Genomic DNA, 13,789 nt, shown 5'->3' on the forward strand with positions numbered 1-13,789 from the left:
GGCAAGTGACGATCTAACGTGCACCAAGGCATGGCGGTGTCCCCGCCTGAGCAGCTCAGGCGGGGTTGCGCACCACGTCGACCCCGGGTGGGGCCGGCGGTCCCGGTGGTGGTGCCGGGATCCGGCACGACAACCATTTCTCGACCGCCGACCCGGACTTGGTGGCCCGGATGGCCGGGAGCAGCTTTTCCGGCTGGAGCGAGTGGTTGACCTTCCACGGCTCGGTCGAGCCGGAGGGTCGCCATCCGACCCGGCCCTTGAACGGGCCGGAAGTGAGAATGGTGGTCTCCCACCCGCCGGGCTTGGTGGAAACACTGCGGTTATGTCCCCCGCAGGCCCCACCCAAATGATCGATATCGGTGGGTCCACCGTCTTGCCAGTCAGGCATGTGGTGCGCTTGGGTCCGTGACCACGGGGTGGTGCAGCCGGGCGCGGTGCATCCGCGGTCCCGACCGAACAGTGCCAGCCTCTGGGCCAGCGAGGCGAGGCGGCGGCCGCGCCCGAAGTGCAGGATCTGTGAGGACTGGCCTTCGAACACTTCGAGCCACGGGGTGGCGTCGGCGGCGATGTCGACCAGATCGGTGACCGGCAGGCGGGTGCCGGTGGCGGTGACCGCGACACCTGCCTGGTTCTCGAGATCCTCCAGCGAAGCGGTGACCACAAGGTGGGCGGGCAGGGCGACGGAGTCACCGAGCGCGCCGTTGGCGAGCAGGTGGTCGAGCATCGCCTCGAGCGCATCGTGGTTGCGCTGGGACTGCGACCGCGTATCGCGCTCACGAGCCGCGGAAAGGGCCTCGGCGTCGGCACCGTAGGCCGCGCCGCGCGGGGACTCCGGGTCGTCCGGATTGTTCATCCCCGGCTCTGCCCAGAGGGTGAGAATTGCTTCGAGTTTTGCTCGAAGCGACGGCGACAGTTGCGCCCGGATCTTGGACATCAGCCGCTTGTCCTGCGGCTGGATCGCAAATCCGCGGGTCCGGGCGCGGTCAGCGTCATCGGTCAACGACCCGTCGGGATCGAGGTGGGCCAGTATCCGGCGACCGACTTCGCGGGTGCCCTCCGGCGTCAACTGCCGAGACAACTCGGCGAGCTCGGCTTCGGCACTCGCCTTGTCTTCGGCAGGAATCGCGGCGGGAATCTCCTCGATGACGGCGGCGATCTCGGTGAGATGATCGACCGACAAATCACCATCGGCGACCGCTGCCGCGGTGGCCGGCAGTGCCGGGTCGAGTTGGTCGCCCGAGTAGTTGTACATCGGGCTGATCGCCAACGCTGCGGCGACGCGGCGCTTGCTGGCACCGAGGCCCAGGCGCAGGGCGGCGGTGAGGTACTTGCCCGGAGTCTGGACGCCAGCTTTGCGGTAGGCCCCGCGGGTGGAGACCTCCGCGTACAGGCGGGCGCCGATGCCGTCGGACCGGCGATTGGAACGCTCGAACACTTCGGACATGTGCAGCACGTCGTCGTCGGTCATCGGGGTCAGCGACACCGATGACAGCTTCACCGCCACCGCGTCCTGCAGGCGGGCGAGCTCTAGAGGCGAATCAGGGAGATCAAAGGTGCTGGTCATGGTGTTCGCCTCCTTTGCGGTGGTGATGTCTGTGTTGTTTGTTATCTCCACTATAGCCCGGTGTGTTGTATAGCACAATAGATTAGTTCGTGAGTTCGATCATCAGTGCGGTCTGCGCGGACGCTTCGACTCGCTTCGCGGGTCTTGAGCGAGCCTGCGAGACGAAAGGCGCTCAACGGGCAGGGGGTTCGCAGGGCTTCGTTGAACGGTGGGTGTTGCCCAGGCTGCAACGAGCAGTGGGCGGGGAAATGCGGCGACCGCACCGGAGAACCGGTGCGGCCGAGGGGGTGAATCTATGCGGGTCTGATCAGAGTGCGGGAGGCTCGTAACCGTTGCGGCCGTTGCCTGCGGGGCCCCGGGTGAGCCGCTTGGGGAGTCTTTCGACCATGCCGCCGATCGGCGCGACCGAGGCGTTGAGCAGCTCGACGACCTCGTTGAGATGATCGACGGTCTCCTGCATCGCCGCGAGGTTCGGGGGCAGTGACGCGAGAGTCTCCGCCAGTTCGGTGAACTTGTCGAGCGGTCCGCCGGGCTCGATGAGCCGGTCGATGGCACCGCCCTCGCCGAGGAGCTGGTCGAGCAGTCCTTCGTCGCTGGCGGCGCGGTCGAGCAGGCCGTCCTGGCGAGACAGCTTCTCGAGGATGCCGTCAGGTGCAGTGAGCTTGTCGACGATCCCGCCCTCGGATGTGAGGCGTTCGAGGATGCCCTCGTTCTCGGTGAACTGATCGACGACGCCGCCGTCACGGGTCAGCCGATCGAGGGGACCGTCCTTCGCGGCGAGCCGCATCAGGATGCCCTTCTCATCGGTCATCTGGTCGAGGATGCCGCCCTTCTCGGTCAGCTTCTCAAGCAGTCCGTTAGGTGCGGTCAGTCGATCGATGACGCCGTTCGGCTGGATCAGCCGGTCGAGTGGGCCACCCGTCGCGAGGATGCGGCCGAATGGTCGGTCGGGGCTCAGCAGGTCGGCGACCTGCGCGAGGATCGTCAGCGGTGCTCGGACGGAAGCGATGTCGGCGGATGTGTGGACGCCCAGGACGTCGTTGACCTCTGTCTCGATGCTGCCGGCCGTGATACGGGCGACGTTGATGATCGACTCGGCCGTGCCGAGCACGATGCTTGCGGTGGCGAATCCGACGCGGAACGGCAGGCTGATGACCTCGCGCGCATCGATGGGTGCCTTGCTCATGCGCGAAGTGTACCCGGCGGTACCACGTACGCCCTACTACTTCTTTGCGGCCGCCTTGGCGGCTTTCTTGAACTCGCGGACCTTGATCAAGGAGTCGGCGTCGACCACGTCGGCCACCGAACGGAAACCTTTGCGGCCGTAGTCGCCGGTCACCTTGGTCCAGCCGGCGGGTTTCACATCGAGTTGCTTCGCGAGCAATGCGGTGAAGATCTTGGCCTTCTGCTCGCCGAATCCGGGAAGAGCCCGGATCCGTCCGAACAACTCCTCACCGCTGCGCGCCGTCGTCCAGATCGACTCGGTGTCGCCGTTGTACTCGTCGACGACGACGCGTGCCAGCTCCTGAATTCTTCCGGCCATCGATCGGCCGTAGCGGTGAATCGCCGGGGGAGTGGCGCACAGATCGGCGAACGACTCGGGTTCGGCGACAGCGATCGCCGCCGGGTCGAGCGTTCCGAACCGGTCCTTGATCTTGGCGGGTCCGGCGAAGGCACGCTCCATCGGAAACTGCTGGTCGAGCAACATCCCCGCGAGCAGTGCAAACGGGTCCGTCGAGAGCAGCTCGTCGGCGACCGGGTCCTGAGCAATCTGAATTCTCGCCATACGGCCATGGTAGTGCTGGCACACTGTCGCCATGCGGACACTGGTGGGGACTCGGTCACGGATTGTAGGAATTGCGGCATCGCTGCTCGTTGCGGCGGGAACGTCGGCGTCGATCGTCGGACCGTCGCAGGCGAACGCGGCGCCGTCGGCAGAGCCTCACTATGTGAAGACCATCCGCTGCGACAGCGCGAATCCGTGGCCGAAGCCGCGGATCCGACTGCCCGTCGACATCTACACCGGCATCAGGTTCCCGTCTGACGGGCTGCCCGGACCGGCCATCGAACTGCGGGCCAATCAACCGATCACGGGCGACCCCTGGCTCAACATCACCGAGTACACGATCTCCACGCGCGTCAGCTGGCACAACCTCCGCACAGGTCGCCGCGGCGTTGTCGTCACGCCCACTCGGGCCCACCGGGTGACGTGGCAGGCCGTCGTCCATCCCGGCACGGGCCCGGTGAAGCTGACGATTCGTCAGAAGATCGGTGCGATGGCGTGGAACCCGATGGTGAACCCGCAGTACAGCAGGTGCGGAACGACGATCAACGCGTGGTGATGTTCGCGCCCGCGCCCGCGCGGACCCGAGCGACCGTCGGGCGAGGGTGACCCGAGCGTTCCACCTGTTCCGGCAGATCGGCCTCGATCTGCGCGGCGGCCTCGGCCGATGCGAGCACAACAACTGAGCCGCCGAAACCGCCACCCGTCATTCGCGCTCCATGCGCACCCGCACCAAGGGCCGTGCGCACGATCTCGTCGATGGCGGAGGTGGTGATCTCGAAGTCGTCCCGCATCGACGCGTGGGATTCGACCATCAGACGCCCGACGCAATGCAGATCGCCTGCAGTGAGCGCCGCCGCCGTGTCCAGGACTCGGCTGTTCTCGGTCAAGACATGTCGCGCTCGTCGACGGTCCACCGGATCGTCCACACGACGCCAGTCGTCACCGGCCGCACTGCGCAGCTCGGGGACACCGAGTGCGGCGGCTGCGGCCTCACATGATCGTCGTCTGGCGCCGTACTCGCCCGCTGCGTGGCTGTGCGGACTGTGCGAGTCGACGACCATCACCGTTGCGTCACCGAGTTCGATCGGCACCGGCGTCACCTGCATCGACCGGAAGTCGATGAGCATCGCGGTGTCGACGGCACCGTGCAGGATGCTCAGCTGGTCCAGCAGTCCGGTGTCGGCTCCGACGTAGCGGTTCTCCGCGTCGTGCGCGACGGCGGCCACCGTCCTCCGGTCCAGATCAGGTCCGCCGGCCGCCGCGGACAAGGCGAGGACCACCGCACACTCCAGCGCCGCAGACGACGACAGGCCCGCCCCGACCGGGACGGCCGACGTCACCACCATCGCGCCACCGGGCACATCGACCCCTCTGCATCGCAGTGCCCACACACATCCGGCGACGTACGCACCCCAGCCGCCGACGTCGCCCGGGACCGTGTCGAGGCTGATCGTGACCTCCGAGCCGGCGTCGACCGCGTCGGACATCGTCTTGACCTTCAATGACGAGGCGGTCGGGTCCGGATCGAAGTCGACGTGGGTGCCCCGGTCGAGGGCTATCGGCAGCGCGAAACCGCCGTTGTAGTCGGTGTGTTCGCCGATCAGATTCACGCGCCCGGGAGCGTAGGCGCGAACGCCGCTCATCTCATCGCCGCCCGGAGGTCGGCGGCCACGGACTCCGGAGTCCTGTCGGTGATGAACGCGTCGCGGGCCGATTCCGATCCGGCGAGGTACTTCAACTTGTCGGCGGTCCGGCGGATCGAGAACATCTCGGCGTGCAGTCGCCCCTCGGGGGCCTCCGACCGATACTGATGCCATGACGCGACATACGGGAGCGGCGAACCGTAGAGCGCGTCATACGCGCGCAGCACCGAGAGATAGACGGCGGCGAGGTCGTCGGTCTCGGCGTCCGTCAGTTCGCCGAGGTGGCAGACGTGTCGGTTCGGGTAGACGTGGACTTCTGCAGGCCAGCGAGCGGCGAACGGCACAAAAGCGGTGGTGTGCTCGGTGCGTACGAGCACCCTCTCGTCGTCGTGGACCTCACGATCGAGTATCGCGCGGCTCAACTCGACGCCGTGGATCTCCCGGTGCTCGGTCGCCCTGCGCAGCATCGTGTCGGTGCGACGAGTACGGAACGGATACGCATAGATCTGGCCGTGCGGGTGCGGCAACGTCACGCCGATCTCGGCCCCGCGGTTCTCGAAGCAGTGGACTTCGGCGACGTCGTCGCGCGCGAACAACTCGGTGGTTCGGTGCGCCCACACGTCGAGGACGAGCCGGGCGTCGTCGTCGGAGAGTGCGGCGAACGACCCGTCGTGATCGCTTGTGAAACAGACGACTTCGCAGCGGCCCGCACCTGCGACTTCGGAACGAAGCGGGTCGTCGTTGACCAGCGCGCTCGTCTGGCCAGTCAACGAGGGGAAACGGTTCTCGAACACGGCGACCCGGTAGCCGTCGCCGGGGATCTCCGACGACAGCCCTTCCGGATCGGGGCACAGCGGGCACATCTGCCGCGGCGGATGATACGTCCGCTCCTGCCGCGAGGGAGCGATGATCACCTGGTCGCCGGTGGCGGGATCGTATCGGACGACACTGACCGGCCCGTCCGGCCGCTGCGGCAGATCACGCCGATCGGTCCCGAGAACACACTCGTGACTGTCGCCGAACAACAGGATCTCGCGTCCGTCTGCCAGTCGGCCACGAACAGGTTCAGGAAGGTCTCGAAGCGTCGGCACGCTGAGGAACGTTAGAACAGGTTCTTGAGGAATGCAGCAACCGTGGCCTGTTCTTGACGTGACGCATCGGTCGAGCTTCCGGTGAGGTACGTCTTGGCGACCACCTTGTTGCTCGACAACTGTGCCGTCGTCAAGTACCGCAGATTGGCGGGAACCGCGGTCTCGTCGTCGACCAGCTTCTGGCTGAGGAGGATCGGCCTGCTGAACCCGCGCGTGCGGAGCTGCAGACCTTCGCGCAGCGCGGTGTCGAGCGCTGAATTGGCCGCCAACGGGGCGGTCACCAGCGCGGACAGGTTGGTCGATCCGATCGCCTTGGTGAGGGCCGGCGCGCACATCGTGCGCGCTTTGGTGACGAGCTCCTTACCGCGGGGAGTCAGCAGATCGGTCACGTCGTCGGCGTCGAGCGAGGCGAGTGCGTACACGACGTCGGCGACGGTGTCCGGCGACACGGGGCTCGACGCCGGGCTCAGGCCCGCGAGCACGTCGTCGTAGCCGACGGGCAGGGCGGTGGCTGCCGCGCCGCGGAAGTCCATCGACCCCTTCTGCCAGGTGGTGGCACTGCGGGCGAGTTCAACGGCGGTGCCCGCACCGAGTGCGTCGCCTACTGCTGCCCAGCGAGGCGACACACTCGGTTCGATGTCGGTGAGCGCCTTGACCGCGTCGACGACAGTGTGCGCGGACGCACCGAAGTCGACGTACTGCGGGGATCCGGTGACGCCGACGGTCGTGTAGTCGGGGATCACCACGGCGTAGTCGCTCCGCAGCAGCCCGGAGACGGCAGCGGTGTCCCGCGCCGCGCGGCGCTTGGACGGGGCGCATCCGAGCGACAGGCCATCTGGGCGATGCGCGTAGACGACGACCGGCCAGCCGCCCGCGGGCGCGGCGCCCTTGGGCTGGAGGACGGTCGCCGTGGTGAGGTGAGTTCGCTCGTCGGCCCCGAGGGTCCAGTAGCTGAACTGCTGGCCGACGGCCGCGGCGGCAGGCAGGTCGGCGTCCGGCACGGCTCGGTTGGCGAACACGCTGCCTGCGGTCTGTCCGCCCGGTGCGGCAGGCGTGGTGTCCTCCGGGGTGGCGATGGCTCGGGTGGCCGTCACGCCGCCGACCACGACGCCGACAGCGACGACCGCTGCGCCGACTCGGACAGCGGTCCGGGAGCGTCGGCCCGTCCGTTCGGCTGGAGCGGCGAGCACGGGGTCGATGCGGCGGGGCTGCGCATTCATGGGAGGTACCTCAGTCTTCAAGCGTGAATTCGATTGTGGCGGTGCGGTGAACGCGGGTGTCAGTTCTTGACGACGCCCAGCGCGGGCAGGAAGTAACAGGTGCGGCCTGCTGTGGTCGTGGTGCCGAACACCGCGGACAGGACGGAGCCCTCGCCGGTGGAGGCTCGAGCCAGGCGGACGCCGTTGAATCCGGGTGTCGCCGCGAGCGCCTTGAGCAGCGGACCCGCGGTCTTGTCATCGGCGAGCGGCTTGAGGGGTTCGAGGCCGCCCTTCATGGTGGACGTGTTGAACCACGCGACGTTCAGGTTCGTCGATCCGGGCGCAGTCGGCGGGACGAGCGCGTACGCGGTCTGGCCGTCCTTGATCTCCTGCAGAGGTGCGGTCGCGGCCGGATCGAGGAGCTTGAGGAGTTGGTCGCCGCCGATCCCCTTGACCAGGCTTCCGATGACAGTCGAGTCGCCGAGCGGCCACGGGCCGGGAATGGCGACGGTCGGAGCGGTGACGAGGCCGAGCGGGTTGTCGTCTGTCGGGGCCGCGCAGAACGGTGCGATCGCCGGAGTCAACATCTGTGTGCCGGTCAGCTTCTGCAGAGTCGCGAGGGCGTCGACGTCGGTCGGGCGGACCGGTGCGTCCACCTGATTCGGCTCCGCGGGCGCGGTCGGTGCTGCGGGCGCCGTGGGCGGCGTGGTCGCCGACGGGAGGATCGAGTCGAGTGCACCCGGGTTGATGCCGAAGGTCGACAGCAGTGTGCTCGGGTCGAGCTGCCCGGACGAGCCGAGGATCGACGAGAGCGCGGCGATCGCCTGCTCGCTGCCGCCCGAGGACTTTAGAGTGCGCAGCAGGTCTGCGAGTTCGGCGTCGCCGGGAATGCCGGACAGGCTGGGCGCCTCGCCCGCCGGGGCTGCGGGCGATGTGGTTGCAGGAGGGGTGGTTGCCGGAGGGGCTGCCGGTTCGGCGGCTGCGATGCCGGCCATCGAGACGGCCACGGCTGCTGCGGCGCCGACGATGCCGACTCGGATCGAACTCTTCACGACTGCACTCACGTCGTCTCCTCCACGAACTGACGAATTCACCACGGTCTGTCGCCCCGCCCACGAGGCTCGTGTGACAGGTGTGGCGAATGGTGTTGAAGTTAATGGTGGTGTGTCGAGGGGTCGAATTTCAAGGAGCGAGTCCGAGTTGTGACGTCAGCGCGACATTCGGGCCGGGCCGAGTGGCGCGAATCACCGACCGAGGATGAAAAAACACCCTCCGGCGCTGCCGGAGGGTGTTTCGTCGCGCTGCTCGCGTCAGATGATCGCGGTGCCGATCGTTGGCGCGATGGTGCAGGAGATGGTGCGACCCTTCTGGGTGGTCGTCACGTCGCCGTAGATCGTCGAGACGATGCGGCCGCGGCCGGTGTTGGCGATCCCGGTGAACGTGCCCGGACCCTTCGTGGCGTTGATCTTCGGGTTCGGCTTGAGTGCGGTACGTCCGCTCCGGCCGTTCTCGAGGTTCAGCCACGTCACATAGAGGCGGCGGGGCGAGGACTTCGCCGGGCCGGTGCCGAGGCTCGTGTAGACGAAGCCGGCCTGGCCGCGTTTCGGTCCCGGTGCCGGGGCCTGCTGCGGTCCTGCGGTGACAAGCGCCATGCCGACCGAGTTGCCGCCGCCTGCCATGCAGCCGAGGCCGATGGTCGGGTAGAGGAACTGCTGGATGCGGGGCTTCTTCGGGCCGGTCGGGATGTTCGGCGAGTCGCTCTTCTTCTTCGCGACGTCGTGCTCGGCGGCCGGGACCGCGCCCGCTGCGACGGCCTTCGCCTTGCCGGGCTCGCCGAGGAAGTCGATCAGCTGACGCCACGTGGCCGTCGCCTGTGCGGGCAACGCGGGGTTGTCGGCGAGTGCGCGGGCCTGCTCGAGGAGGTCGTTGTTCACCTGGCCGTCGTCGTCGCGAGTCGCGATCGAGCCGATCAGGGCGGGAGCGAACGCGCCGAGCGAACTCAGAACGGCGGGATCGACGTCCGGTGCGGTCTCGGGTACGGGAATTGTCTGCTCGGTCGACGGCGCCGGGGCGGCGGGTTCGGCTTGAGCGAGTGCGGGGGAGACGAGCGCGCCGGTCACAGCGAGAGCTGCGACGACGGTGGCGGTGCGGCTGGTGCGCGCAAATCGCACGACGGGGTCCTATCGATAGACGGCTCGGACAGTGACGAGAGTCTAACCCGATCTTCGTGAAACTACTGAGACTGGTGTGACAATTGTTACCAGTGTGAAATCAGGGAGTGGTGCGTTCACAACGACAGGCGTTCCTCCATGCGCGCGCGACTCGGCCACCTGGTTAGATTCACGCAGAACGACGGGCGCGAGCCCGCCGACCGCGTCGACCTATTTCAGGAGACTGTCGTGAAGATTCGTGCCACCTCACTGCGTCGAGTGATCGCCGTCGGTCTCGTCGCCGCCACCGCCGCCGGAACCGCGGCATGTGCGACGTCGTCCGACAGCGCTTCCGAGGTCAATCTTCTCACCCATGACTCGTTTGCGCTTCCGCAGAACCTCGTCGACGACTTCCAGCGCGAGACCGGCCTGAAATTGAACATCCAGAAGTCCGGCGACGCCGGTCAGCTGTCGTCGGTCGTGTCGTTGACGCCGGGTTCGCCCAAGGCCGACGCGGTGTTCGGCATCGACAACACGTTCGCCGCGCGGCCGATCGAGGCCGGCGCCCTCGAGCCGTACACCTCCCCGCTGGCAGCGAAGGGCGCCGCGGAGTTCGCGGTGGCGGGCCACGAAGATCAACTCACCGCCGTCGACCGCGGCGACGTGTGCCTCAACGTCGACGATGCGTGGTTCGAGAACAAGGGCGTGGAAGCGCCGACGAGCATCGACGATCTGACCCAGCCCGCCTATCGCGACCTGACCGTCGTGATGGACCCGGCAACGTCGTCGCCCGGCATGGGCTTCCTGTTGTCGACGATCGGCCGATTCAAGTCGAAGGCGTTCGACTACTGGCGTGGACTGTCCGGCAACGGCGTCCAGGTGGTGTCCGGTTGGGAGCAGGCCTACAACCAACTGTTCAGCGCGGGTGAAGGGCACGGCCCCAAGCCGATCGTCGTGTCGTACGCGTCGAGCCCGGCGGCCACGCCCGGTACCAGCGCGATCCTCGACAGTTGTTTCGCGCAGATCGAGTACGTCGGCATCCTCAAGGGCGCTCGGAACTCGGCGGGCGCACGCAAGCTCGTCGACTTCATGCTGAGCCCCGGCGTGCAGGCTGCGCTCCCCACGGCGATGTACGTCTACCCGGTCCAGAAGAACACTCCGATGCCCGCCGACTGGCGTCAGCGCGCGCCTGCTCCCGGTTGGACGGTCCGCATGGACCCGGATTGGATCAACAAGAACCGCGAGGAGTGGCTCACCCAGTGGCGCGCCACCGTGAAGCCCTGACCCCAGTCCGCTCCACCCGCAACGGGATCGCGCTTGGACTGATCTCGCTCGTTCCGCTGGTCTTCGCGACCGCGGTCTTCCTGTGGCCGCTCGGCGTCCTGGTGGCCAGGGCGTTCGACGACAGTGACGGCGCCACGCTCCCCGAACTCTGGGATCGCACACATGCCTGGCGTCTGTTGGCGGTCACCGTCGGCCAAGCTGCGGGCTCGGCGTTGGCGGCGTTGATCGTCGCCGCGCCGATCGTCTGGCTCCTGTCGACCGTGCGGCTCGCGGGATCAGGTCTGCTGCGCGCAGTGGTGACCGTCCCGTTCGTGCTGCCGACGGTGGTCGTCGGGGTGGCGTTCCGAGCGCTGTTCGACGGCCCGCTCGCCTTCCTCGACATCGGTCAGGGATGGACGGCGATCATCGTCGCCCACACCTTCCTCAACGTCGCTGTCGTGGTCCGCGTGGTCTCGGCCGCGTGGCGGCGAATCGATCCGCGCGAGGTCGCCGCGGCGAGGACACTCGGGGCGTCCGCGGCTCGGGCATTTCTCGACGTCGTGATTCCGAGGCTGCTGCCTGCGATCGCGTCGGCGTTCGCGCTTGTGCTCCTGTTCTGTTCGACGAGCTTCGGTGTGATCCAGATCCTGGGAGGCGGTGACGCGTCCACCCTGGAGACCGAGATCTACCTGCAGGGGATCGGGTACGCGAAGCTGCCGGACGCCGTCGCTCTGTCGATGCTGCAGATCGTCCTGGTGCTCGCCGCACTCGGCGTCGCGCGGGTCGTCGGCTCCACCCGGGTTCCGCCGACCGGCGCGGGCGCTCACCTGCGTCCGCCGCGTGGTGCGAAGAGGATCGCGGTCGCGGCGGTGCTCGCGTGGATCGGACTCTGGCTGATCCTGCCGATCGTGACCCTCGTGATCCGATCCCTCCGCCCGGGCGGCCACTGGGGTCTCGCTGGTTACCGGGCGCTCGCCGACACCACCTACGGGCCGTCCGCGTATTCGTCGCTCGGCTATTCGGTCAGCAGCGGACTGCTCGCAGCGGCGATCGCGGTGGTCGTCGGACTGCTGACGGCGACGGCGCTGACCCGGACCGGCGGCGTCGTCGCCAAACTCGCGGGAGGGCTCTCGGTGCTGCCGCTCGGTGTCAGCGCGGTGACCCTCGGGTTCGGCTATGTCCTCGCGCTCGCGACGGTGCCGTACGAGATCGCCGCATCGCCGCTGGTGGTGCCGTGTGTGCAGGCCCTCATCGCGATCCCGGTCGTGGTCGGGGTGATGGTTCCCGCGCTGGAACAGGTGCCTGACCGTTTGCGGGACGCGGCGGCAGTTCTCGGCGCCGGGCCACTTCGTGTGTTCGTCACCGTCGACCTGCGACTCACCGCGCGGTCGCTCGCCGCGGCCGCCGGATTCGCCTTCGTGATGGCGGTAGGCGAGTTCGGTGCGACGACGTTCCTCGCACGCGCCGACACGACAACACTGCCGGTGCTGATCGGCTCACTGATGGGCAGGCCGGGCGCCGACAACTTCGCGGCGGCGATGGCCGCTTCGGTGGTGCTCGTCGCTGTCAGTGCAGCGGTGGTCGCCGTCGTCGAAACGGTGTCGTCCGCGCCCGAGACACGAGTTCCCGGAAGAAACGCGCCGAAGAAGAAGGGGAGTGCACGTGCTGACACTGCATGATGTGTCTGTCCAGTACGGCGACCGAGAGGTGGTCCACGGCGTCGACTGGGTGGTCGGCGGCAATGCCCTGGTCACAGCACTGCTCGGGCCGTCGGGATGTGGGAAGTCGACCCTCCTGCGGGCGATAGCCGGACTCGAGCCGGTGGCAGGCGGCATCGTCGCGTTCGACGGAGTGGACCTCGCCCGGACTCCTGTGCACCGCAGGGACTTCGGCGTGGTGTTCCAGGACGGTCAATTGTTCCCGGGGCGGACAGTGGGGCAGAACATCGCCTACGGACTCTCTCGCCGCGGCATCGGGCGCGACGAGGCCGCCGCGAGAGTCGGTGAACTGCTTGATCTCGTCCAACTGCCGGGCACGGCGAACCGCCGGGTGACCGAACTGTCCGGTGGGCAGGCACAGCGCGTCGCGCTCGCCAGGGCGCTCGCGCCGCGTCCGCGGCTCATGTTGCTCGACGAACCGCTCGCGGCTCTCGACCGACGCCTACGAGACGATCTCGCCGTCGCGATCTCCGAGATCGTCAAGACGTCCGGCACGCCGACAGTCGTCGTCACACACGATCACGGTGAGGCCGCGCTCATGGCCGATGAGGTCTCGGTGATGAACGACGGCGTGATCGTCGACACCGCGCCGCCGCAACGACTCTGGCGTCGGCCCGCAGACGAGTGGGTCGCACGTTTCCTCGGCGCCGCCGCAGTCGTCGACGGAACGGTGAGCGATGCGAGGCTGCAGACCCCGGTGGGGGACGTGGCTCTCGACGGTGATCTCGCGGATCTGGCGCAAGGCCCCTGTCGGGTGACTCTGCGGCCCGACTCCGTCGTCGTCGCACCCGATGCCGTGTCGAAAGCAGAGGTGGTCCGGGTGCGTCCGATGGTCGGTTCGTGGCACGTGTGGGTCCGCCTTCCCGACGGGTCGAGCGTCGAAGCCGTTGCGCACCACCGGGTCGACGTCGGGCAGCGGGTGGCGATGACGCCGATGGCCGAGCGGATCGGCGTGATCGGACTGTGAGCACGGTCCTCGTGGTGGCGGGCGCGCTGTTCGCGAACGGCAGGCTGCTGATCGCCCAGCGAGCGTATCCGCCGGAGCTCGCCGGCTTGTGGGAGCTGCCCGGCGGAAAGGTCGAGTCGGGCGAAACGCATTCCGACGCACTCGTCCGAGAGTTGTGTGAGGAATTAAACGTCGACGTCTCCGTGGGGGAGCCGCTGAGCGAAGTGGTCCGGCCGCGTGAAGGACTCGAACTCGTCGCGATCCGTGCCCGGATCGTCTCCGGAGAGCCTCGGCCAGTGGAGCATCGAGCGCTTCGGTGGGTGGACGCCGATGACCTGATCGCGCTCGACGATGCAGGCTCGGTGGTGCCGAACGATCGTGCGTGGATTCCGGAACTAGTCGCTGACCTGCGGGTTGAACCGCGCTGAG

13 protein-coding genes are annotated in these 13,789 nt (G+C 67.8%); 5 read left to right on the top strand and 8 right to left on the bottom strand.

Annotated elements, in window-relative coordinates; genetic code table 11:
* Window positions 1-55: 55 nt before the first annotated feature.
* From WFK36_RS03835 to WFK36_RS03845, 3 genes are all read right to left on the bottom strand, one after another.
* Window positions 56-1,564: an HNH endonuclease signature motif containing protein gene (locus WFK36_RS03835; protein WP_336789826.1), complete on the bottom strand. Its 1,509-nt coding sequence runs from the start codon at window positions 1,562-1,564 to the stop codon at window positions 56-58.
* A gap of 307 nt (window positions 1,565-1,871) precedes the next feature.
* A complete protein-coding gene (locus WFK36_RS03840) occupies window positions 1,872-2,750 on the bottom strand; it encodes a hypothetical protein (RefSeq protein ID WP_336789828.1) in 879 nt (292 codons plus the stop codon).
* A 36-nt stretch (window positions 2,751-2,786) separates the two neighbouring features.
* Window positions 2,787-3,350 (bottom strand): HhH-GPD-type base excision DNA repair protein, encoded by a 564-nt coding sequence (locus WFK36_RS03845; RefSeq protein WP_336789830.1) that lies wholly within the window; start codon window positions 3,348-3,350, stop codon window positions 2,787-2,789.
* 31 nt (window positions 3,351-3,381) lie between these two features.
* Between WFK36_RS03845 and WFK36_RS03850 the strand changes: the two genes are divergently transcribed.
* Complete coding sequence (locus WFK36_RS03850; RefSeq protein WP_336789832.1) at window positions 3,382-3,906, top strand: hypothetical protein; 525 nt, start codon at window positions 3,382-3,384, stop codon at window positions 3,904-3,906.
* Here WFK36_RS03850 and galK read toward each other — a convergent pair.
* The 5 genes from galK to WFK36_RS03875 all read right to left on the bottom strand — a co-directional run bounded on the left by galK (window position 3,893) and on the right by WFK36_RS03875 (window position 9,454).
* Window positions 3,893-4,993: a galactokinase gene (galK, locus tag WFK36_RS03855; protein WP_336789834.1), complete on the bottom strand. Its 1,101-nt coding sequence runs from the start codon at window positions 4,991-4,993 to the stop codon at window positions 3,893-3,895. The genes WFK36_RS03850 and galK overlap by 14 nt on opposite strands.
* A complete protein-coding gene (gene galT, locus WFK36_RS03860) occupies window positions 4,990-6,084 on the bottom strand; it encodes a galactose-1-phosphate uridylyltransferase (RefSeq protein WP_336789836.1) in 1,095 nt (364 codons plus the stop codon). Before galT ends, galK begins: the two co-directional genes overlap by 4 nt.
* Before the next feature lie 11 nt (window positions 6,085-6,095).
* The gene (locus tag WFK36_RS03865; RefSeq protein ID WP_336789838.1) at window positions 6,096-7,304 is read right to left on the bottom strand and encodes an alpha/beta hydrolase; all 1,209 of its coding nucleotides are present in this window, start codon (window positions 7,302-7,304) and stop codon (window positions 6,096-6,098) included.
* 59 nt (window positions 7,305-7,363) lie between these two features.
* The gene (locus WFK36_RS03870; RefSeq protein WP_336789840.1) at window positions 7,364-8,347 is read right to left on the bottom strand and encodes a hypothetical protein; all 984 of its coding nucleotides are present in this window, start codon (window positions 8,345-8,347) and stop codon (window positions 7,364-7,366) included.
* A 246-nt stretch (window positions 8,348-8,593) separates the two neighbouring features.
* Complete coding sequence (locus tag WFK36_RS03875; RefSeq protein WP_008378267.1) at window positions 8,594-9,454, bottom strand: Rv1157c family protein; 861 nt, start codon at window positions 9,452-9,454, stop codon at window positions 8,594-8,596.
* Window positions 9,455-9,592: 138 nt separating this feature from the next.
* Here WFK36_RS03875 and WFK36_RS03880 point away from each other — a divergent pair, with 138 nt between their 5' ends.
* The 4 genes from WFK36_RS03880 to WFK36_RS03895 are packed head-to-tail and all read left to right on the top strand — an operon-like array spanning window position 9,593 to window position 13,788.
* Complete coding sequence (locus tag WFK36_RS03880; protein WP_336789843.1) at window positions 9,593-10,717, top strand: thiamine ABC transporter substrate-binding protein; 1,125 nt, start codon at window positions 9,593-9,595, stop codon at window positions 10,715-10,717.
* Window positions 10,693-12,375 (top strand): ABC transporter permease, encoded by a 1,683-nt coding sequence (locus tag WFK36_RS03885; RefSeq protein ID WP_336789845.1) that lies wholly within the window; start codon window positions 10,693-10,695, stop codon window positions 12,373-12,375. Before WFK36_RS03880 ends, WFK36_RS03885 begins: the two co-directional genes overlap by 25 nt.
* Window positions 12,359-13,381: an ABC transporter ATP-binding protein gene (locus tag WFK36_RS03890; RefSeq protein ID WP_336789847.1), complete on the top strand. Its 1,023-nt coding sequence runs from the start codon at window positions 12,359-12,361 to the stop codon at window positions 13,379-13,381. Before WFK36_RS03885 ends, WFK36_RS03890 begins: the two co-directional genes overlap by 17 nt.
* Window positions 13,378-13,788 (top strand): (deoxy)nucleoside triphosphate pyrophosphohydrolase, encoded by a 411-nt coding sequence (locus tag WFK36_RS03895; RefSeq protein ID WP_336789849.1) that lies wholly within the window; start codon window positions 13,378-13,380, stop codon window positions 13,786-13,788. Before WFK36_RS03890 ends, WFK36_RS03895 begins: the two co-directional genes overlap by 4 nt.
* Window position 13,789 lies beyond the last annotated feature (1 nt).

It is taken from the genome of Gordonia malaquae, assembly GCF_037148075.1.
Lineage (GTDB): Bacteria > Actinomycetota > Actinomycetes > Mycobacteriales > Mycobacteriaceae > Gordonia > Gordonia malaquae.

Bases quoted from the DNA above. Each gene is read 5' to 3' on its own strand.
- WFK36_RS03865 (WP_336789838.1), bottom strand. From the start codon at position 7,304: ATGAATGCGCAGCCCCGCCGCATCGACCCCGTGCTCGCCGCTCCAGCC.
- WFK36_RS03850 (WP_336789832.1), top strand. From the start codon at position 3,382: ATGCGGACACTGGTGGGGACTCGGTCACGGATTGTAGGAATTGCGGCA.
- WFK36_RS03840 (WP_336789828.1), bottom strand. From the start codon at position 2,750: ATGAGCAAGGCACCCATCGATGCGCGCGAGGTCATCAGCCTGCCGTTC.
- galK (WP_336789834.1), bottom strand. From the start codon at position 4,993: ATGAGCGGCGTTCGCGCCTACGCTCCCGGGCGCGTGAATCTGATCGGC.
- WFK36_RS03845 (WP_336789830.1), bottom strand. From the start codon at position 3,350: ATGGCGAGAATTCAGATTGCTCAGGACCCGGTCGCCGACGAGCTGCTC.
- WFK36_RS03835 (WP_336789826.1), bottom strand. From the start codon at position 1,564: ATGACCAGCACCTTTGATCTCCCTGATTCGCCTCTAGAGCTCGCCCGC.
- WFK36_RS03880 (WP_336789843.1), top strand. From the start codon at position 9,593: ATGCGCGCGCGACTCGGCCACCTGGTTAGATTCACGCAGAACGACGGG.